The following is a 19,509-nucleotide window of genomic DNA, read 5'->3' as shown; positions in this document are numbered from 1 at the left end:
CTTTTTTGATGTAGATTGCTTGGAGGCGATCGCTTAATCAATTTTCTAGTTTAGATCTTCAAAATACTTCTATTTTTCTCTAATGCCAAGAAGGTTTCCTCACCTCTGTAGACAATATTAATTTGTCCTCCAAACACATCATCAATAGCCAAAAACTTCTTGCCATTTATCTCTTCAAATTCGCAACTCCCGATGATTCTAGAAATATTTCCAATGTCAATATAATTAGCCGTACTTATCTGTTCAACACCCGTTAATCGGATGAAAATATAGGGTTCAGCGAGGGTAATACTTTTTTTTATTTCATCAGGCAACCAAACAGAATCCCAGTCAATAGCTAAAGTTATGGCTTGTTCATATCCAATGTTATAGAAAATACCTATCCAATAAGAATCATGTAATGTATATTGTTCATTAAAATCTCCAAAGCTCATATTTTTGCCTGACTGCCAAGGTAAGCAATTATTAATAAGCTCTTGATAAAGCCAACTTGGGTAATAATTTTCTATCAAATTAAACAGCCCTACTTTTTAAGCTTTTTTGGAGGGATTTGCAAAATGAACTTGGCTAATCAAAATATATAGCAATCCTAAATAATTCATTAAACTTTTCTCTTTTTTCTCTTCGGGGTTAAGATTAAAACTCTTTGTCCAAGTCAATGCTGATTCGGTAAAGTAAAAAAACTCATCGAACTGAGTCCAAAAAATCCTCTATGTAGTAAGTGAGTAGATGTATTTTTTACAATTTTCATAAAAATATATTTTAAGCTAATTGATTTGTTTGTAACCAGTTAAGTAAATCTTCCATAGCAGTAAAATCTAACATTGAAATTCTTTATCTAGAAATTCGTAGGGACGTTCCCAATCAATTAATGCAGAAGTTTCTGGAAAAAAGAAATGCATTGCTTGAGGAAAATAAACTTCTATAATTTCTTTCCAAGGGCTATCAAAATCAGCGCGTAGGCGTAGCCCGTCGTAGACATAGTTAACATTGGTCATGAATTGATTGCAGATGATATTTTTGAAAAAATCCTAACATTGGGTTTTGCTTTGCTCAACTACTACTTATTAGCTTATTTATCCAAGAGACTGATTTTCGTGACATTGATGTAAATACTGTAATTTGACCCTGGAAGATCCCCCCAATCCTTCTTAAAAAGCTTGTCATTACCAATATCTCCTGAACCCCTCACACAGTCTAGAGTACAGAAGATTTTTTCTCCTGGTAGGTGTAGGTAATCAGCCCAGCTACCAAATTCACCATGAAATTGAATACTCTGGAATGTTCGATTTGAACAATATTCTGCCCTTTTTTGCTATTGTTCAGTTGGAGATTGTGGTAGTCAGTACCGAAAAATCACGACTTTAATGTAAAATTTTGCAATCACAACTCTGTGAATACTGAGAATAGAGATACAAGGTGATGTCTACGACAGGCTATTTGGCGTCGCTAAAAATGGTTCTTTATTCTGGCGCTGCGATCGCACATCAATAGATTACTTACAATCTATCTAAAATCAGATTTGGCAAAACCGCTCATGTTAAACTACAATCCGCTGCATTGTTTGCCATCTTCCGAAGAACTACCCGACTCAGATGATACCGCTGTGGATAATGAACTCCAAAATTTAATTCCCGGCTTGCTGAAAACGACACTCGCTTTGGTTTGGTGCGATCGCTGGGATTGGTTCTTTGGTGTTGACATGGGTATTTATTATCACCCAGACAAACCAGCCATTGTCCCTGATGGGTTTCTCAGCTTAGGAGTTAAACGCGTCATTGATGAGGACTTGCGCTTAAGTTATGTGCTGTGGGAAGAAAAGAAGCAGCCAATTTTAGCGCTAGAAGTTGTCTCCCAAATATATCGGGAAGAATATAGCACCAAGAAAGAATTTTATGCCAAAGAATTAGGAGTTTTGTACTACGTTGTGTATAGTCCCCTTCGGCGTAAAAAGTCACCTTTGGAGGTATATCATCTAGTTGATGGGGAATATATTTTAATGTCAGGAAATCCCGCTTGGCTACCAGAGATTGGTTTAGGAATTGGGCGAGAACGGGGAATTTATCAAGGTATAGTGCGGGAGTGGCTGTACTGGTATGACGAGGAAGGGCAAAAATTGCTGACACCAGAAGAACGCATCAGGGAAGCGGAAGAACGCACAACTTTTGAAGAACAGCGACGTGTGGAAGTAGAACAACAAGTGAAAATGTTAGTGGAAAGGTTGAAGGGGCTTGGTGTTGATCCAGAAACTTTGTCATAGATTCACCAGATTTCGGAATTTTTGCTGCTTTAATGTTAATTAGCTTCCTGGCTAGGGAATTATATCTATAAAGTAACTCATCACTTGACGGTACAAATCATCAAGGCTGGTTGCTCAATAAATATATTTACCAAAACCTGCATCAAAAATATGGAAGTTAAATTAGGATTTGGAGCAGTCCCAAAACCTCAATATGTTTTTGTCAGCAAAGAATCGGATCACTGCTGGTATATGCTTGCTGAAGATGAAAAACGCATCCCAATTTATGAAAAAGCGTTGACTGGGGTAATTACAGGGATAGAAGTTAATAAAAAGGTTGAAAATACATTCGGAGAAGTTATAAGAACAGATTTAAGTGTTTTGGCAGATAAACCTTATATTATCCGCTCAGGAAGCGATACCTATTTCTGTAAAGGCTTATTGCTATCTTTAGATATTCTTACTTTTGAACAACTGCTTCATCCACTTACTATTGCTGTTAGTCCTGGAGATAAAAAAGTAGTATTCTGTAATATTTACGATCCAGTCACTTATCACTCTGTAGGTGTTAGTTGGGATGGACACAGGGAAATTGACTGGCAAGCTCTAGGGCAAAAAGTTAATTTAAAAATTAATAGAATTAAAAATTTAAATCAAGAGCCAATACAAATATCTGCTAATACAACAGCATCAGAAATTCATGCAGTTTTAATAGCTCAAAGTGATACATATTTAGCTCAATTAAATTGGACTCCAGAGCAGGGAAGGGAGTATTTGCAGCAGAGATATGGCAAGCGATCGCGCCTACAACTCAGTGATACAGAAATTCTGGACTTCATTGATTACCTGAAGCTACAACTAACCTAAACCTGCCCAACTTAGCTGCTGTTATGTGAACTTGGGATAATTGCGATTACCCTTCTGCTACACTGAGATGTTAGGCTGGGATAATTGCGATCGCAGAATTAGAGTTAAATAAAAGTACCTGATATTAAAATACTTGCATGAACTCAAGGGTTGATTTGTTGACTCGCATTACTCAAACTTCTGGTCAGTGTGGTGGTCGTCCTTGTATTCGAGGTATGAGAATTCGTGTGAGTGACATTTTAGAAATGTTGGCTGAGAATGTCAGTGTTTCTGAGATTTTAGAGGATTTTCCCGATCTCGAACTCGAAGATATCCAAGCCTGTTTATTGTTCGCAGCACGGCGAACTGACTTTCCTCGACTGACAGCATGAAAATTTGGATTGATGCTCAAGCGATCGCTTTTAGTCCAAATCTTCTTCGGTAAGTCCAACTTCCAACGAACCTTGAATTGCATCTTGCAGCATCTCTAACAAATGTTCGTAGCTGTCTCCCCAAGTGTGACATCCTGGTAGGGCTGGTACAGAACCACACCATACGCCGTCTTCTTGCCAGATAACTGCTTTAATTTTCATCGCCAATCATCTTCACAAGATTGCGACTAATATTTTATCGCCTTTTCCCTGTATTGAGGTTTTCGTTGGGAATAACAGCGATCGCACTTACACCGATTACCTAAAGGTTGCCGAACAAGAACAGACAAAGAGACGAGAGATTGAGGCTTGGGAAAAAGAAACAATCACCAAGATTAATGCCCAGCGAGAATTGCTGATGGCGTATCTAGATCGCTCTTTTGATGAACGTGCAGAAAACTTTCGCGCTTTATTTGCTGTCGTTGATAATGCGATCGCATCCGGTAATAATGAACAACTAGCCCTTACCTTAAACTCAATTACAGAAATAGCTAAATCTAGCCCCTTCAAAGACCTTGCAAATTTAGCTTCTGTTCGCGCCGCCCTAGATGATCCAGATCACGAATGGACATTTTGATTTTATAACAGTGCGATCGCTCTCCCAAAATCTTTTAAAAAAGCTTGCCAACACAGGCTTTTTTATGTGGTGTAAGGCTTACAGGCTACAGGCGCTCTGAGATAATAGCGATCGCCATTACCGTTGCATTACAATATATTGCAATATAAGACTATGCAAGACAGCCTGATTTGATGGCACGATGAGCCAAGAAAATATTAGGTTTCGGATAGATTGCGATCGCAAAGCTGCACTTGATGCGATGCCTTCTCTACGAGACGCTAGGCGAACGGCGGGCTACGCCTACGCAGCTGGAATAAACCGCGATCGCTTTTGATATTTTTGATATTAATTTAGGTCACGGTACAACGCTGATTCGGGAGAACCAAACATTTCAATTATTGTTGAAATTACTTGAAAATAAACCGTCGTTGTATCTCAAACGACGGTTTCTTCAATAATTCTTCGGTTGTTATCGCAAACTCACGTTACTTTAAATGTTCAGTAAAAAATGACGTGAGTTTATCAAAGGGAATTAACTCAACTCTGTCATATAAATCAACGTGTCCTGCTTTCGGAATGATATACAATTCTTTAGGTTCGGCTGCACGTTTGTAGGCATCCTCACTAAACTCTCTTGAGTGAGCCTTATCACCCGTAATGAAAAGCATAGGACGAGGGGAAATCGTTTCTATATCATTAAACGGATAAAAATTCATAAACTTAACGTTACTACTTAGCGTCGGGTGCGTTGTGAGTTCCGGCGATCCTCCTTTAGGCGTGTATTCACCTCTTGGTGTACGGTAGAAATCATAAAACTCACGCTGGATAGGGTGTGTGTTTTCATCTAACCTATGTACAGTACCACCCGTGTATTTGGTTTCACCATCGGTAAACTCTACATAACGTTGCTTTGCAGCCTCCTCCTGGATTTTCTTTCTCTGCTCAAGGGTCAGCGAATGGTTAAGTGCATTTCGGTTGGCTGCTCCCATATCGTACATGCTGACAGTTGCGATCGCTTTCATTCGCGGATCAATCTTAGCGGCACTGATAACAAAGCTTCCGCTACCACAAATTCCAATTATTCCGACTCGGTTTCTGTCAACAAATGGACGGGTGCCAAGAAAGTCAACTGCTGCACTGAAATCTTCAGAATATATATCAGGCGCAACAGCGTTGCGTGGTTCGCCCTGACTCTCACCCCAGAAAGACAAGTCAAGAGATAAAGTCACAAACCCTCGTTCAGCCATATTTGCAGCATACACGTTGGCACTTTGTTCTTTTACAGCTCCCATAGGATGCCCAACAACGATCGCCGAATGTTTTTTACTTTGATCTAAATTATTGGGAATAAATAGATGTCCCGCAACATTCATTTTGTATTGGTTTTTAAAAGTAACCTTATACATCTTAACGTTGTCGCTTACCTTAAAAGTTGTATATCCCTTTGGTGTTATTTGTTCCATTTCTTTTGTTGTTTTTGATTGTTCTTTTTGTTCTGCTTGTGTGTAAGGCTGCCCGCTGATCATAAGAGTCATCATCCCTAAAATTAATATATGTTTCATATAATTTTTCTCCTTTTCATTATTAGATTTAACGATTTAAATTGTTGCTCTATTAATCTTCAATTTCTCCAAATATTAATCTGCTTTTTATCAGCAACGTTTCTACCATTTGCTGTATGAGTTCAATTATACGGGCGTGAAAACGGATAGCGTAAGGACGTTTATCGAAAAAAACCGGACAATTCTCCAAAAATCTGCCGCGTCATCTGCTGAAGAGAAACAAAGCATTTAAAATGAATTTATGAACCAAAAAGAAGCAGAATTTGAAAAGCGAAAGATGCAGATCAATCGGGAAGATTTGATCGAAAGAATGATTCGTCTCGCTCTCGAAAACAGCCTTTTGGAAGTGTTTCCGGGCATTTTAATATATCAATCGTCGAAACCGACCGAGAGCCAGATATCCGTATTAAAGCCCGCCTTCTGCGTCATCGCGCAGGGCAGCAAGGATGTGCTTTTGAACGATCAATTATTTCACTATGATTCCGGTCATTACTTAATCTCGACGCTTGATTTGCCGATTATGAGTAATGTCGTCGAAGCATCCGAGGAAAAACCTTATTTGAATCTTCGGATAGACCTCGATCCGGCACTTGTTGCTGCGGTGATGATTGAATCCGGCATCGAAACAAAAAAAAGCGATGCCGGAGTCAAGGCGATGGATGTCAGCCCGGTTGATGCCGATTTACTCGATGCGGTCGTCAAATTGGTGAAACTATTTGACACGCCGGACGAAATGAAGTTTCTCGCGCCGCTCATCATCCGCGAGATCATCTACCGGCTTTTAAAGGGAAAACAGAGCGCACGCCTGGGTCAGCTGATCACTACGGAAGGCGACGCGCAGCGCATCTCCAGGGTAGTCAAGCAAATCCGCGAGAACATTGATCGTCCGTTGAAAATCGAAGATACAGCCCGCGAACTCGGCATGAGCGTGTCAGGCTTTCACTCTCATTTCAAGTCTGTTACGGCAATGAGTCCCTTGCAGTTCCAGAAACAAATACGGCTTCAGGAAGCACGCCGTCTGATGCTCGGCGAAAAGATGGATGTGGCGAGCGCCAGCTTTCGCGTCGGTTACGATGACGCGTCTTATTTCAGCCGGGAATATAAAAAACTATTTGGTATTCCCCCGCATCGTAACATCGCCAAGCTGCGAAGCAATTTAGGGTAATAAGAATTGGACAGGTTTATTGGTGCAAAGGACTAATACAAAAGAACTCTTGCATAAATATTTTCTGGTATAATGAAGGGTTATTTTTCTTGGACTTCTCTAAGTCCAAATAGCCACAATTTACCAACGGTAGCCAGTCTTCATCCAACACTAACTCTACAGAATATGGGCACTCTTCTGGAAACACGGAAATTAGTATTCCCGTTTGCTTGGCTGCTTGCCGACGCGCCCTTTGATAACTTTCCTGAAGTTGCTTTGTAGAATAGCTCTTAAGACTAGGACTATCTTCTATCGCTAACTCAATTTGGGTGCGAGAATCAGTAATCGAATCGAGCCAACTATCTGGGCGACGCTGGGGTTGATATTGCCACTTCAGCAAATGCAAAAGTAAGCGAATTAGTTGACTGGCAATACCCCGTCGTTCACTTTTGCCCAAGCCTTCAACCTCTTCAACCAGATGTTCTACATCAACTTCATGCCAGTGATGCGATCGCAATAGTTGGGCTGTCTGTTCAATCCACAAATTAAAATCTGCTGTATAATTTCCACTCATAGCCGTTCTCGATCAGCCGCATAGCTTAGGCAAGCCAAAATATCCTCTTGTGTCAAATAAGGAAAGTCATCAAGCAATTCCTCGTAGGTCATGCCAGAGGCAAGATAAGATAAAACATCGTATACAGTAATTCGCATTCCTCGAATACAAGGCTTACCACCTCGTTTTCCTGGTTCGATTGTAATAATGTTTTGATGCTGCACAGCTATTCAACCCTCAAAAATCTTCATCATCAACAAAAAATTCGGCATCGTCTTCCAATCGAGAATTACGCTGCCCAATACCAGTAAGTCCCCACAGAGGTTGCAGCAGTGCCATACCAATTAACCCCACACCAGCACTAAAAGCCAGCACTAAACCCATTGGTATCTGAATCGATTGAAATGTTAAGAATTTTAACGATACAGGTGTGGCATTTTGGACTGAAATAATTGCGATCGCTATTACCCAAACCGCTACAACTAGAGATGTCAAAAAAGGAGCGATTTTCATACTTTGAGCGAAGTTAGGAGTTAGAAGTTAGAAGTGAGAAGTTAGAAGTTAGGAGTTATTAATTTAGAACTCATAACTCATAACTGTTAATAGGAGTGAGAAGTTAAGAATTATTAATTTATAACTCTTAACTCCTAACTCCTAACTCCTACTTCTTATGCCTCTAATTTAGCAATAACACTCTCTAACTCTTGCGCGATTTGGGTAAGTTTTTCGGGAGTGTTGGTTTCTAGATAGACGCGCACCAGTGGTTCTGTACCAGAAGGACGCAGTAAAACCCAGCTACCTTCTTCTAAGTACAGCTTAATACCATCTTTACGCCCCACTTCCTTGACTTTAATTCCTGCTACCTCTGTAGGTGGATTTTTGGTAAAGGAGTCGATGACAGCGGTTTTGTGCGCCTCTGTGAGGTGCAAATCTAGACGGTTGTTGTAAAGTGGACCATCGGCTTCTGCGATCGCTTCTTTGACAAGTTGACTCAGCGGTTTGCCTTCATAGGCGATCGCTTCTGCCACTAGCATATCGGCTAAAACCCCGTCTTTTTCGGGAATATGCCCGATAATACTTAAACCGCCTGATTCTTCTCCACCGATCAACACGGCAGTTTCGCGCATTTTTTCGCCGATGTATTTAAAACCAACTGGTGTCTCATAAATTTGCAGCCCATTTTTAGCAGCAAAATTATCCAGCAGGTGGGTTGTAGCTACAGTGCGGACTATAGCGCCGGTTTTACCTTTGTTTTTGATTAAATGACGTGCTAGAACTAGCAGCACAGTATTAGGAGTAAGGACGGTTCCTTGTTCATCAACGATACCAAAGCGATCGCTATCTCCATCAGTCGCCAAGCCCAAATCTGCTTGATCGCGAAGTACTGCTTCCACTAACTCAACTAATTGTTCTCCTTTGGGTTCTGGCATTCCACCCCCAAATAAAACATCCCTCCAATCGTGGAAACTTTCTAACTGAACGCCACTATATTGCAAAACTTCATCTAAATAGCCGCGAGAGGTAGAATACAAAGCATCGTACTTTACCTTTAAATTAGCGCTTCTGATTTTTTCTACATCAAGTAGGGTGTAGATAAATTGCAGGTAATCTGGTTTCGGATCGAAAATTGAAATTGAACCTGATGGGTTGCTCCCAGGCAACTCATCCGATGCGCTTTCTATATTTGCCACAATAGTATCAGTAATCTCTGGAGTGGCAGGCCCAGCATAATCGGGTATATATTTAATTCCACAGTAGGGTGCTGGATTATGACTAGCAGTAAACATTAACGCCCCAGCGGAATTTAAGTGACGGGCGTTGTAGGCAATTACTGGTGTGGGGCAATCCCGATCAGTAATTTTGACAGTCCAACCCAAGTCTGCCAGAACTTGGGCCGCTGTTTGGGCAAACTGGTCAGCTAAAAAGCGAGTATCGTAGGCAATAAGTACTGGTCTGTCTTTTGTGTAGGCTGTTTCTAAGTAAGTGGCGATTGCCCTTGTTACTTTCCGCACATTTGGGAAAGTAAAGTCATCGGCAATAATCCCTCGCCATCCATCGGTGCCAAATTTTATCTTGCTGGACATTTTTGCCACTTGCTCCCGTACATTATCAGTACTATAAAAGCTTCGCGCAAAGCGTGTGTAGCAGCAAGTATCCTCGGAAGTTCTTTTCTAAGAAAGCCTTAGGTTAAACTTCTCCCCACCGTATTTTCTCTCACTGTTTCTGAGCAATGTCAACCCCCGATCGACCTTTTGCCAGTTATCACCTTTGGTCTCTAGTTGCCCCAGCGACCGGGCAAGAACGCTGGCATTGCCAGATGAGACGGGGGTTTATCAAAGCGCGGCAACACGAACCACAAGTCAAAGCGCTGTTAGCGCAAGCCACCGCACCCCAGCGGATTGGCATACTCGCCCAAAAAGGCGTTTATGAGTTTCATCATCACAGGCATCTGTTGAAGCAATCAGATGGTGTAGAAAGAGTTGCACAACTACTGAAATTAGGTAACTCAAGCGATCAAGTCCAGCAACGGGTGCTGCAAATTTTGAAAAAATATCACGATGCACCGTTGCTTTTGGATAAAGATATTATCCAATTAACTCCAGGTGATGAAGGCTTTCCTAAACCGATAGTAGTTGAACAAGAGGATTATTGCTTTCGCTTATATGCGGCTATGGACTGCGTTTTCATTGAGTCTGATAGCACGTTACATATTTTAGATTTCAAAACTGGTAAGTCGGCTTTTGACCGACGACAGGCATTAGTTTATTTACTAGCTGCTCGTTATCTTTACCCTGGACGGGAAGCGGTTGCATCATTTTATAATTTAGAAATATGTAAGAAATCTGAGTTAATTAGCATCAATAATAGTGAATTAGAATCCTTAAAATTTGAGTTAGCTAATGTTGCTCACAAGCACCAGCACGATTTGCAAAAATATCAGGAAGAAACTAGTAATTTCAGTAAAATCTTCCCTCCAAATCCTGGCTCTCACTGCCGTTTTTGCCCATTTAACTCCATCTGTGAGTTTGCCGATTTTAAGCAGCATCAATCATATCCACTGCCGAGTTTAAGAGTTAATAGCTAATTAATTTATTTATTTGCCTTAGTTCAATTTTCAAAAAAGCTACTAAATACTCGTATTTTTACTGGACTGATTCTCTTCTCCTATCAGACAAACTAGATGTCAGATACACTGATTTTTATCTTTGGTTGTAAGGAGTTAAAACTAGTGCTATTAACAGTAAATAAATTCGTATTTAAATTTGTAGGAATTTCGACGTTTCTTTTACTTCTAATATTTAAGGGGATTTTACCTCAAACTGTTTATGTATTGCTGTCGTCTCTAGACACTTGTGCTGTTAAACCTGAATGTGCCGCTGCTGGCTCGGAATTAGCTTCTATTGCAAAGGCTGCAATTAGCACAACTAAAGCTCAAAATGAGCAGGTTCCAAATAAAGCGAAGGAGAGATATTGTTCTTTTTATCCACTTAATTTAGTTTGTGGCCCACAAGGTCAATCTTCAGTTCTTTATAATTACAAATTCCACCAAACAGTACATTACAGGAGGTCTGGCTATCCTGACAAATTTGTAACTCATCACTTTCGGAGTTGGCGACCTGTACCAGGGGCAATTAGAAGTTTAGCTCAACCTCCAGGTATTGAATTTGGTGGTGCTTATCCTCCATCTGGTGATTATGTAACCTGGATTCATTTAAATGATGGAGGTGGTAATAATCAAACTCGTGGGGTCGTTTATGAATATTCAACTGGCGACACCATGACATGGGATGATTATGCAAATTATTCTAACAATAATATTGAGGGAGAATGGATTAGCGATGTGGTTCGTGCTGATACACTGCCAGCTAATTCACCCCCTCGTGAGAGGAAAGATTGACTTCAATAAAAGCGCGATGTGGCTGTTCAATTAATAAATATTCATCAAATTAGAGGTTACTGCTATGAATGATTTTTCTAAGCTTCTCCAAAATTGTAGTTAAGCAGAGAGTATTAAGGTGTGTTATGCCGTAGGCATAACACACCCTACTCACTTTCTCAGGGTCTTTCCCCAATGCCCAAATTCAAAAAGGTGGCAATTCTTTAAGAATTGTGAACCGAATATGATTAATCGCTAAATCACCAATGGGGATATCTTCTTTGGTTAGCCGCGCACCTTGACTTGTCACAGTTTCAAAGGTGATACCTTTACCAATTTCAATGTGATACCAGCACAAGCCCATAAAAAAGCGCGTGGGATAAGGGCCACCTTCCCCCACATCGTCAGGATTTGATTCCATTGGCAACCAGCCGAAATTCGGGACGTAGAACTCCAGCCAAACATGATTAAAGTCGGGTTGTAGCGGCACTCCTAGTAAGTCACTATGAGGAGGACATTTGTACCTACCTACGGTGCGACAGGGGATGCCATTTAAACGGGATAAGGCAAGTAAGACGCCGACATATTCGCCACAGGAACCAACGCCCCGTTCTAAAACTATATCTGGCGGGTCAATGTAAGGTTTAATACCGTAGGATAACTGATCATAGACGTAGTTGCGGATGCTGTGCATTTTCCGCAGCACATTGGTTTCAGAACCAATCGCTTCTCTGGCGGCACGGCGAACAATGGTAGTATCCATTGCTAAATCGTCGTCATCTACTAGGTAGCGTGTTTCTAATTCTGGGGAAAGTTCAGGTATATCTTCCACATCTCTGGGTGTGATGCGATACTTAATGCCTCTAACTTCCAAAAGTGCTTTCCAGCCAAATATATGCCGTTCGCCTGGAGCAAGAGAATCAAATTTAAAGACTGCTACACGTTGCCCTTCTATGACTTCTTCGGTAAAGGGGATACCAATGGGTTCAACGTGTTTCACCTTTTGACGCTCGGTTTCCGAGGGTAGGGCAATGCGCCATTCTACATCAGGTAAATAAACCTCGTCTAAGGGTGCAATTTCCTCAGCATAGGACATTTCAATCAGATAGCCATTAGAGAGGGCGTAGCGCTTATCTGGCTGGTAATCATAATACAGAGGATGAATAAAAGTGCGATCGCGGAACGTTAGCTCATGACTCGGATCAGCATTTGGGTTGTCCCGAATATAAGGCTCCTCTGAGGCGTAAGCGATGTAAATACTTTCTTTGCCTGTTTCGCCATTTTTATGGATTGCGATGCCTGTGGGAGATTCAAAGGGTGTCAGGACACTGAATTTAAGTTCTCCCGTCGCCCTGTCCATCGCGTAAACTGATTGTTCGGTGCGATCGCAAATCCACAGCATTTCCTGACTAACTGCCAAATTCTCTATCCCAACGCCAGGGGCATAAAATCTGGTAATCTCTTTTCGCGTTTCGCGGTCAAAAATCAGAATGTAGCCCAGCCTTTGGCAGCTGACATAAACTGTTGTTTCCCAAACAGCAACGCCATCAGCCTCATAAGGCAATGTCACAAAATGTTCTAGATCCAAAGCATCCAGCTTGCACAAGTAAACACTATTTTCTCGGCTCACCCACAAAGAATCTGACCACGCCGCTAGACCAGTGACATCGGTAAATTCTTTAACTTGATGGGGATTGAGAATTTTGCTGTTGTCAGATGTGGGATCAATCTCCAGTAGATGCCCTTTAATACTGTCAATGGCAATCAGTCTATCTTTAATGAAAGTAATGCCACACAGGGTAGCAGCAGTAAGCGGTCGAATTATTTTTTGCCCAAACATCTGGCTAACGGTCAAAGTGGGAAGTGTGAAACTCATACATATTAAGCATATTTATTCAATGGTTTAGCACGCCTAAGCAATTCAAAATTCAAAATTTGGCTTGAAAAGTTTGCTAGGGTCAAGAAACCCTACTGGTATGCGAGTTCGCTTGAGTGGGTAAATACACAAGCGACTGGCTTAACTTTCCGCAAAATTTCAAATCTTCGCCTCTGGTATGGTAGAGAAGAAATGCACTCGTGCCATGCATTCTGGCTATTAACTAGATGTCAATTAAAGCAATGGCAGCCTAAAATTAATTGTCGCATATGCTTCTGTAACAAAGCTTCAAAGCTTTATTACTCACAATTATCGGTACAATGTGTTCCGAAAAACTCTTTCGTGAGAAATAACACTATCTCAAAAAAGTATAAATTTACAAATATTAAGAATTACATATACACTCATACAACTGGGTGACAGCCTTAATGTAACTTTAGGAGATGGAATTCCTGCCATCACTAAATTATGATCGAATTTTGTAACCATTTGCTGTGACCCACACGATGTCTGCTAATTCTCTGCCTGAAGGTGCCGCTGTTTGGCATAGTTTAGAAGTTAATAAAGCGCTAGACCTGCTCGATAGTAACGCGGACAGTGGCTTAACATCCCAAGATATTCAACAGAGATTGCAAAAATACGGCCCCAACGAATTAGAAGAAACTGCTGGCCGTAGTGCTTGGGAAATTTTGCTGGATCAGTTCAAGAACATTATGTTGTTGATGCTGATTGGCGTCGCTCTGATTTCTGGGTTTTTAGACCTGATGCGTTTGCAGTCGGGCAATTTGAAGCCTGGTGAAGTGCCATTTAAAGATACGATCGCTATCTTAGCAATTGTCATCCTCAATGGCATACTCGGCTATGTCCAAGAAAGCCGTGCCGAAAAAGCCCTGGCAGCCCTGAAAAAAATGACTTCTCCCTTAGTGCGAGTCATCCGCGACGCTAGATTGGTGGAGATAGCAGCCAAGGAACTAGTCCCAGGGGATGTAATGCAGCTGGAAGCTGGGATGCAGATAGCCGCTGACGGACGTTTGATAGAAGAGTCTAATTTACAAATACGTGAGTCGGCATTGACTGGTGAAGCCGAAGCGGTGAATAAACAGGCATCACTAAAATTGCCCGAAGAAACATCATTAGGCGATCGCCTAAATGTCGTGTTTCAAGGAACCGAAGTAGTCCAAGGACGAGCCAAGGTTCTGGTGACTAACACCGGCATGACTACAGAACTAGGCAAAATTGCCACCATGTTGCAGTCGGTAGAAAGTGAGCCGACGCCGTTACAGCAGCGGATGACTCAACTGGGCAATGTCCTGGTTACGGGTTCTTTAATTCTGGTGGCGATCGTCGTCGCCGGCGGTGTAATCAAGGACGGAGGTTTTAAAAACATCCAAGAACTCTTGGAAGTTTCCTTGAGTATGGCGGTTGCTGTGGTGCCAGAAGGTTTACCAGCTGTAATTACCGTCACCTTGGCACTGGGAACTCAGCGAATGGTGCGCCAGAATGCCTTAATTCGCAAATTGCCAGCAGTGGAAACATTGGGTTCTGTAACCACCATCTGTTCTGATAAAACCGGTACACTAACTCAAAACAAAATGGTGGTGCAATCGGTTTCCACTAACAATAAGACTTTTCGCGTCACTGGAGATGGTTATGCTCCCACAGGAGATTTCCAGTTAGATGGTCAAGAAATTTCCCTAGAGGAGTCTCCAGAAATCTCAGCATTATCAGTCGCCTGTGCTGTTTGTAATGATTCGGTGTTGCAAAAAGAACAAGGGGAATGGGCGATTTTGGGAGATCCCACAGAGGGGGCATTGTTAACACTGGCGGGAAAAGCGGGAATCGAAAAAGACCAGTGGAACAGTAAGTTACCTCGCGTTGCGGAGTTTCCCTTTTCTTCGGAACGCAAGCGGATGAGCGTGATTGCTCAGGTGCAGGAAGTCGCCACAGGTGAAGCGTCTTCGAGAGGTGTTGACCCTGCGATCGCCGGCTTTATCCAATCTGAACCTTACTTAATGTTTACCAAAGGTTCTCCAGAATTAACCTTGGCACGTTCCACTCAGATTCATTTGGGTCATGATACAGGCCCCTTGACCGAAGCACAACGCCAGAAAATTTTGGCAGAAAATGACCAAATGGCGAGTAAAGGTCTGCGGGTGCTAGGTTTTGCCTACAAACCCCTGGCAGAAATTCCACCGGAAGGTTCAGACGAGGCATCTGAGCAAGATTTGGTGTGGCTGGGATTGGTGGGAATGCTGGATGCGCCCCGCCCAGAGGTGAGGGCAGCTGTGCAAGAGTGTCGGGATGCAGGCATTCGCCCAGTGATGATTACTGGCGACCACCAATTAACAGCACGAGCGATCGCTACCGATTTAGGAATTGCCCAAGAAGGCGATCGTGTCCTCACAGGTCAAGAATTGCAACGGATGAGTGACCAGGAATTAGAGCAAAATGTTGACTTGGTGAGCATCTATGCTAGGGTTTCCCCTGAACACAAACTGCGAATTGTCCAAGCACTGCAACGCCGAGGCCGATTTGTCGCGATGACAGGCGATGGCGTCAACGATGCTCCAGCCCTCAAACAAGCTGATATCGGTATTGCGATGGGCATTACTGGCACCGATGTAAGTAAAGAAGCCAGCGACATGGTGTTACTTGATGACAACTTCGCCACCATTGTCAGCGCCACCAAGGAAGGCAGAGTTGTTTACACCAATATCCGCCGCTTTATTAAATACATTCTGGGCAGTAACATTGGCGAAGTTCTCACAATTGCCGCCGCACCCTTAATTGGTTTGGGAGGCGTTCCCCTTACCCCCTTGCAAATTCTCTGGATGAACTTGGTGACAGATGGTTTACCAGCCTTGGCATTAGCTGTGGAACCTCCAGAACCAGATGTAATGCAACGTCCGCCTTTTAGTCCCCGCGAAAGTATTTTTGCTAGGGGATTGGGTTCTTATATGATTCGCATTGGGATAATATTTGCCATTCTCACCATTACCTTAATGTGGTGGGCTTATCAACATACCCATGCCCCTGACTATCAGGGCGATCGCGATACTTGGAAAACAATGGTATTTACTACCTTGTGTATTGCCCAAATGGGTCATGCGATCGCCATTCGTTCCAATAACCGACTGACTATCGAGATGAATCCCTTCTCTAATCTATTTGTATTAGCGGCTGTTGTTGTAACCACGATTTTGCAGCTGATGCTAGTTTACGTCCCACCCCTGCGAGAATTCTTTGGTACTCACTACCTGAATATGCAAGAATTGGGGGTTTGTATTGGCTTCAGTGCCTTAATGTTTGTGTGGATTGAATTGGAGAAGATATTTTTGCGGATTATGGGCAAAAAGGCCGTCTGAAAAAGTGAGGAGTTATGAGTGAAGAGTGAAGAGTTATAAGATATGAGTTTTCAATTCCTAACTCCTAACTTTTAACTCCTAACTCCTAACTCCTAACTCCTAACTGTAGCTTCGCTATGTACCTCAAAACTCTAAACCTCCGCCAATTTCGCAATTATCAAGACCAAAAGGTTGAGTTCAATGCTGCCAAAACAATTTTGGTAGGTAATAACGCTCAGGGAAAGTCAAATTTGTTGGAGGCGGTGGAGTTGCTGGCGACATTGCGATCGCACCGAATGGCCCGCGATCGCGATTTAGTTCAAGAAGGGGAAGCCATAGCCCAAATTAATGCCACCCTTGAGCGACAAACAGGCATTAGTGATCTTACCTTAACGCTGCGCCGCAATGGTCGCCGTAGCGTTGCTCTCAATGGTGAATCTATCCGCCGTCAAATGGATTTTCTCGGCGTTCTCAATGCAGTCCAATTTTCCAGTTTGGATTTAGAACTAGTCCGCGGCGGCCCGGAAGGTCGCCGCAACTGGTTAGATACACTTTTAATTCAACTTGAGCCAGTTTATGCTCACATTTTGCAGCAGTATAACCATGTGTTACGCCAGCGCAATGCCCTTTTAAAAAAAAATCAAGACTCACCACTGGACACTCAGGACTCAGAACTTGCTGTCTGGGATGCACAGTTAGCTACCACCGGAACAAGGGTAATTAGACGACGCGATCGCGCCATACAACGGCTAGCTCCCATTGCTACCGCTTGGCACGCCAGTATCAGTGGCAGTACAGAAATTCTGCAAATCAAGTATGTGCCTAATATTCCTTTAGAGGATAACCATCCAGAAGAAGTGCAGCAAGCTTTTTTAGCAAAAATTCAGCAGCGAGCCGTTGCTGAAATGCACCAAGGCACTACCCTTGTCGGCCCCCATCGAGACGAAATAGAATTAACTATTAACCAGACACCCGCTCGTCAATACGGTTCTCAAGGTCAACAACGAACGCTGGTTCTAGCCTTAAAATTAGCAGAATTACAATTAATTGAAGAAGTCGTCAAAGAGCCACCGCTACTATTGCTTGATGATGTTCTTGCTGAACTCGATCTATCCCGCCAAAATCAATTGCTTGATGCTATTCAAGACCGCTTTCAGACCCTGATTACTACCACTCACTTGGGTTCTTTTGATTCCCAGTGGTTGAAGTCTTCCCAAATTCTTTTTGTGAAAGCAGGAGAAATAATTCCAAATTTATAATAATTGCGGTTGAAAAGCTGCTGCTTTTTGTCGAGTGACAAACTGCTGAGAAATTTTAATTTCCAGTTGACACTCTACTTTTAAACATAGTGTTAATTATTAAATGCTTTGAAAGCATTTACCTCAAATCTGATTACAGATTCAAGAAGATTCATAGTTGCGCTGAACCGCTAATATAAACAATTCCTGTTTGGAGGCTGTAACCACTATTATTTTGTTAGTCGGTTGCTTATTTCAGAATTTTTTTGTCCATTGTATTATCTAACGCTTTTTTATTACTCTGAAAAAATAAAATATTTGTAGGTTGGGTTGAATATTCGTGAAACCCCAACAAAATCAAGGATTCTTGGTGTTGGGTTTCGTTCCTCAACCCAACCTACCCCTAGATTTCAAAAAACTAATCACAACAAAGGTTTCTGATTTTTATCTCGTGAGAGTCATAAAAGAGCGCTAATCCCTCTTTTGTAACTTTGGGGAAAGAAAAATCTTACGCTTATCTTGAGATTCAGACATAATCAAGAATTGAGCGATCGCATCCCCCATTTCTCATTTAAATTGCCTTGTTGCAAAAAAAAAATCAGGTGATTAAAAATTTATGTATCAACCTAAAATCTTAATCGCCTCCTATTGACTATGGACGTTTTTCTAACCTTCTAAAAACGTTGAGAACCAGAAAAGTCAGCAGAGCGCCGATTAATCCTAACTGCCACAAACCACAGCCGGCAGCAATTCCCAAACCAGCCGAAACCCAAATAGCCGCCGCTGAGGTGAGTCCGTGAATTTCAGGTTGCTGTGATTCTTGAGAAGATTGGCGCACAATTTCTCCAGCACCGAGAAATCCTACACCAGCTGAAATCCCCTGAATCACGCGGCTGAGTGCATCATGAGTGGACTGTGACGCACCTGTTTGCATAATTATGAGAGTAAATATAGCTGAACCTAAACTCACGAGCATATGAGTTCTTAAACCCGCTGGTTTGCGCCTAATTTGGCGTTCTATGCCGATAATTGCTCCAAGAAGCAATGCAATACATAGCCTGAAGCTGATATTTAGCCAATCATTAGTTGCAAGGTAGTAAGTATTTGGCAATGTTTAGTCTGGTATAGAGAATTTTGTATAGTAGTACAACACGGTGTAAATCCAGATGCCATCTCAATTAATAAGACAACTTGCTCAGAGCAACTGGTTAAAGTTAGGCAAACTTCCGCCACACTGTATTAAGTTAATTATTAATTTTTTTTAGGACTTACGCAAAAAAGTTCTGAAGTAGCGGTAATTCATGAATTACCGCTACGACAAATCAGGTTTTTGAGACAAGTTTGCGTAACTCCTATTTTTACAAAAATATTGCAAAAATATTTTAATTTTTTATTGATGGAGTCCAATTCAACGGGTGTAATTTAATAGCTTATACCATATTTAGATTCTATGAATTTGGGAATATTTTTTAGGTGCAAATCAATATCTTCCATTGTTAGGATTATTTTCCAATAAAATATTATTTTTGTCAAAAATAAATGAAGCTTTGCATTGTGAAATTATGACAATGATCATAATCTAGGTAAACTACATGATTTTTAACTTTATTAAATAGTTTTTTAACTATCTAAAATAATTGAACTATAAAATTCTACCTCAAATTGCTAGATTTAACCCATACGCTCAATAATTAGATACAGTCATCTACAACTCGAGCAAACAACTAAACCCCCGGTTTCAGGGAAAAGAGGCTAAATGAAGGAAAATATTTGATTTACAAAGGAGTCGAATTACAGCAATACATCGTGTGACTAGCAATTAACCAATAATAAGTTCGGC

20 protein-coding genes and 1 pseudogene are annotated in these 19,509 nt (G+C 41.7%); 10 read left to right on the top strand and 11 right to left on the bottom strand.

Annotated features, from left to right (window positions below):
- Positions 1-50 precede the first annotated feature (50 nt).
- The 3 genes and pseudogenes from V7K30_RS29320 to V7K30_RS34445 form a co-directional block, all read right to left on the bottom strand.
- Complete coding sequence (locus tag V7K30_RS29320; protein ID WP_335005392.1) at positions 51-512, bottom strand: hypothetical protein; 462 nt, start codon at positions 510-512, stop codon at positions 51-53.
- A gap of 306 nt (positions 513-818) precedes the next feature.
- On the bottom strand, positions 819-998 hold the full coding sequence (locus tag V7K30_RS29315) for a hypothetical protein (protein WP_335005579.1): 180 nt from the start codon (positions 996-998) through the stop codon (positions 819-821).
- Between the two features lie 199 nt (positions 999-1,197).
- Positions 1,198-1,305: pseudogene (locus V7K30_RS34445) on the bottom strand (IS982 family transposase); the annotation flags it as partial.
- 232 nt (positions 1,306-1,537) lie between these two features.
- On the opposite strand from V7K30_RS34445, the gene V7K30_RS29310 reads away from it, so the two are divergent.
- The 3 genes from V7K30_RS29310 (at position 1,538) to V7K30_RS29300 (ending at position 3,477) form a co-directional block, all read left to right on the top strand.
- Positions 1,538-2,260, top strand: a complete 723-nt coding sequence (locus V7K30_RS29310) for a Uma2 family endonuclease (RefSeq protein ID WP_335005391.1) — start codon at positions 1,538-1,540, stop codon at positions 2,258-2,260.
- Positions 2,261-2,410: 150 nt separating this feature from the next.
- Positions 2,411-3,106 carry a hypothetical protein gene (locus V7K30_RS29305; protein ID WP_335005389.1) on the top strand — a complete coding sequence of 232 codons (696 nt, stop codon included), beginning with the start codon at positions 2,411-2,413 and terminating at the stop codon, positions 3,104-3,106.
- A 137-nt stretch (positions 3,107-3,243) separates the two neighbouring features.
- A complete protein-coding gene (locus V7K30_RS29300) occupies positions 3,244-3,477 on the top strand; it encodes a DUF433 domain-containing protein (protein ID WP_335005387.1) in 234 nt (77 codons plus the stop codon).
- 30 nt (positions 3,478-3,507) lie between these two features.
- Here V7K30_RS29300 and V7K30_RS29295 read toward each other — a convergent pair whose 3' ends face one another.
- Complete coding sequence (locus V7K30_RS29295; protein ID WP_335005385.1) at positions 3,508-3,678, bottom strand: type II toxin-antitoxin system HicB family antitoxin; 171 nt, start codon at positions 3,676-3,678, stop codon at positions 3,508-3,510.
- Positions 3,679-3,874: 196 nt separating this feature from the next.
- Between V7K30_RS29295 and V7K30_RS29290 the strand changes: the two genes are divergently transcribed.
- Together V7K30_RS29290 and V7K30_RS29285 are read left to right on the top strand one after the other, a co-directional pair.
- Positions 3,875-4,093, top strand: coding sequence for a hypothetical protein (locus V7K30_RS29290; RefSeq protein WP_194042646.1), 219 nt, complete (start codon positions 3,875-3,877; stop codon positions 4,091-4,093).
- Between the two features lie 181 nt (positions 4,094-4,274).
- The gene (locus V7K30_RS29285; RefSeq protein WP_335005381.1) at positions 4,275-4,409 is read left to right on the top strand and encodes a hypothetical protein; all 135 of its coding nucleotides are present in this window, start codon (positions 4,275-4,277) and stop codon (positions 4,407-4,409) included.
- Positions 4,410-4,560: 151 nt separating this feature from the next.
- On the opposite strand, the gene V7K30_RS29280 is transcribed toward V7K30_RS29285, so the two are convergent.
- A complete protein-coding gene (locus V7K30_RS29280) occupies positions 4,561-5,637 on the bottom strand; it encodes an alpha/beta hydrolase (RefSeq protein ID WP_335005379.1) in 1,077 nt (358 codons plus the stop codon).
- A gap of 241 nt (positions 5,638-5,878) precedes the next feature.
- Here V7K30_RS29280 and V7K30_RS29275 point away from each other — a divergent pair, with 241 nt between their 5' ends.
- Positions 5,879-6,802, top strand: coding sequence for an AraC family transcriptional regulator (locus tag V7K30_RS29275; protein ID WP_335005377.1), 924 nt, complete (start codon positions 5,879-5,881; stop codon positions 6,800-6,802).
- A 16-nt stretch (positions 6,803-6,818) separates the two neighbouring features.
- Here V7K30_RS29275 and V7K30_RS29270 read toward each other — a convergent pair whose 3' ends face one another.
- From V7K30_RS29270 to V7K30_RS29255, 4 genes are all read right to left on the bottom strand, one after another.
- Positions 6,819-7,355: a DUF29 domain-containing protein gene (locus V7K30_RS29270; protein WP_335005375.1), complete on the bottom strand. Its 537-nt coding sequence runs from the start codon at positions 7,353-7,355 to the stop codon at positions 6,819-6,821.
- A complete protein-coding gene (locus V7K30_RS29265) occupies positions 7,352-7,558 on the bottom strand; it encodes a DUF433 domain-containing protein (protein WP_335005373.1) in 207 nt (68 codons plus the stop codon). The genes V7K30_RS29270 and V7K30_RS29265 overlap by 4 nt, the downstream gene beginning before the upstream one ends.
- A gap of 13 nt (positions 7,559-7,571) precedes the next feature.
- On the bottom strand, positions 7,572-7,847 hold the full coding sequence (locus V7K30_RS29260; RefSeq protein WP_335005371.1) for a LapA family protein: 276 nt from the start codon (positions 7,845-7,847) through the stop codon (positions 7,572-7,574).
- A 155-nt stretch (positions 7,848-8,002) separates the two neighbouring features.
- The gene (locus V7K30_RS29255) at positions 8,003-9,418 is read right to left on the bottom strand and encodes a phosphoglucomutase/phosphomannomutase family protein (RefSeq protein WP_335005369.1); all 1,416 of its coding nucleotides are present in this window, start codon (positions 9,416-9,418) and stop codon (positions 8,003-8,005) included.
- A 146-nt stretch (positions 9,419-9,564) separates the two neighbouring features.
- Here V7K30_RS29255 and V7K30_RS29250 point away from each other — a divergent pair, with 146 nt between their 5' ends.
- Positions 9,565-10,419, top strand: coding sequence for a PD-(D/E)XK nuclease family protein (locus V7K30_RS29250; RefSeq protein WP_335005367.1), 855 nt, complete (start codon positions 9,565-9,567; stop codon positions 10,417-10,419).
- Positions 10,420-10,515: 96 nt separating this feature from the next.
- Complete coding sequence (locus tag V7K30_RS29245) at positions 10,516-11,232, top strand: hypothetical protein (RefSeq protein ID WP_335005365.1); 717 nt, start codon at positions 10,516-10,518, stop codon at positions 11,230-11,232.
- A 184-nt stretch (positions 11,233-11,416) separates the two neighbouring features.
- Here the strand turns inward: V7K30_RS29245 and V7K30_RS29240 are convergent, their stop codons facing one another.
- Entirely contained in the window at positions 11,417-13,087 is a 1,671-nt protein-coding gene (locus tag V7K30_RS29240; RefSeq protein ID WP_335005363.1) for a transglutaminase family protein, read from the bottom strand.
- Positions 13,088-13,593: 506 nt separating this feature from the next.
- Between V7K30_RS29240 and V7K30_RS29235 the strand changes: the two genes are divergently transcribed.
- Positions 13,594-16,452 (top strand): cation-translocating P-type ATPase, encoded by a 2,859-nt coding sequence (locus V7K30_RS29235; RefSeq protein WP_335005573.1) that lies wholly within the window; start codon positions 13,594-13,596, stop codon positions 16,450-16,452.
- A gap of 116 nt (positions 16,453-16,568) precedes the next feature.
- Positions 16,569-17,690, top strand: coding sequence for a DNA replication/repair protein RecF (gene recF, locus V7K30_RS29230; protein WP_335005361.1), 1,122 nt, complete (start codon positions 16,569-16,571; stop codon positions 17,688-17,690).
- A 631-nt stretch (positions 17,691-18,321) separates the two neighbouring features.
- On the opposite strand, the gene V7K30_RS29225 is transcribed toward recF, so the two are convergent.
- Positions 18,322-18,780: an MgtC/SapB family protein gene (locus tag V7K30_RS29225; RefSeq protein ID WP_335005360.1), complete on the bottom strand. Its 459-nt coding sequence runs from the start codon at positions 18,778-18,780 to the stop codon at positions 18,322-18,324.
- Positions 18,781-19,509 lie beyond the last annotated feature (729 nt).

Source organism: Nostoc sp., from assembly GCF_036917655.1.
Lineage (GTDB): Bacteria > Cyanobacteriota > Cyanobacteriia > Cyanobacteriales > Nostocaceae > Nostoc.
The sequence above is the reverse complement of the archived record's forward strand: the minus strand, read 5'-3'. Positions and strand labels throughout refer to the sequence as shown.

Coding starts and splice junctions, on each gene's coding strand:
- V7K30_RS29315 (WP_335005579.1), bottom strand. CDS start 998: ATGACCAATGTTAACTATGTCTACGACGGGCTACGCCTACGCGCTGAT.
- V7K30_RS29310 (WP_335005391.1), top strand. CDS start 1,538: ATGTTAAACTACAATCCGCTGCATTGTTTGCCATCTTCCGAAGAACTA.
- V7K30_RS29305 (WP_335005389.1), top strand. CDS start 2,411: ATGGAAGTTAAATTAGGATTTGGAGCAGTCCCAAAACCTCAATATGTT.
- V7K30_RS29300 (WP_335005387.1), top strand. CDS start 3,244: ATGAACTCAAGGGTTGATTTGTTGACTCGCATTACTCAAACTTCTGGT.
- V7K30_RS29295 (WP_335005385.1), bottom strand. CDS start 3,678: ATGAAAATTAAAGCAGTTATCTGGCAAGAAGACGGCGTATGGTGTGGT.
- V7K30_RS29290 (WP_194042646.1), top strand. CDS start 3,875: ATGGCGTATCTAGATCGCTCTTTTGATGAACGTGCAGAAAACTTTCGC.
- V7K30_RS29285 (WP_335005381.1), top strand. CDS start 4,275: ATGAGCCAAGAAAATATTAGGTTTCGGATAGATTGCGATCGCAAAGCT.
- V7K30_RS29280 (WP_335005379.1), bottom strand. CDS start 5,637: ATGAAACATATATTAATTTTAGGGATGATGACTCTTATGATCAGCGGG.
- V7K30_RS29275 (WP_335005377.1), top strand. CDS start 5,879: ATGAACCAAAAAGAAGCAGAATTTGAAAAGCGAAAGATGCAGATCAAT.
- V7K30_RS29270 (WP_335005375.1), bottom strand. CDS start 7,355: ATGAGTGGAAATTATACAGCAGATTTTAATTTGTGGATTGAACAGACA.
- V7K30_RS29260 (WP_335005371.1), bottom strand. CDS start 7,847: ATGAAAATCGCTCCTTTTTTGACATCTCTAGTTGTAGCGGTTTGGGTA.
- V7K30_RS29255 (WP_335005369.1), bottom strand. CDS start 9,418: ATGTCCAGCAAGATAAAATTTGGCACCGATGGATGGCGAGGGATTATT.
- V7K30_RS29250 (WP_335005367.1), top strand. CDS start 9,565: ATGTCAACCCCCGATCGACCTTTTGCCAGTTATCACCTTTGGTCTCTA.
- V7K30_RS29245 (WP_335005365.1), top strand. CDS start 10,516: ATGTCAGATACACTGATTTTTATCTTTGGTTGTAAGGAGTTAAAACTA.
- V7K30_RS29240 (WP_335005363.1), bottom strand. CDS start 13,087: ATGAGTTTCACACTTCCCACTTTGACCGTTAGCCAGATGTTTGGGCAA.
- V7K30_RS29235 (WP_335005573.1), top strand. CDS start 13,594: ATGTCTGCTAATTCTCTGCCTGAAGGTGCCGCTGTTTGGCATAGTTTA.
- recF (WP_335005361.1), top strand. CDS start 16,569: ATGTACCTCAAAACTCTAAACCTCCGCCAATTTCGCAATTATCAAGAC.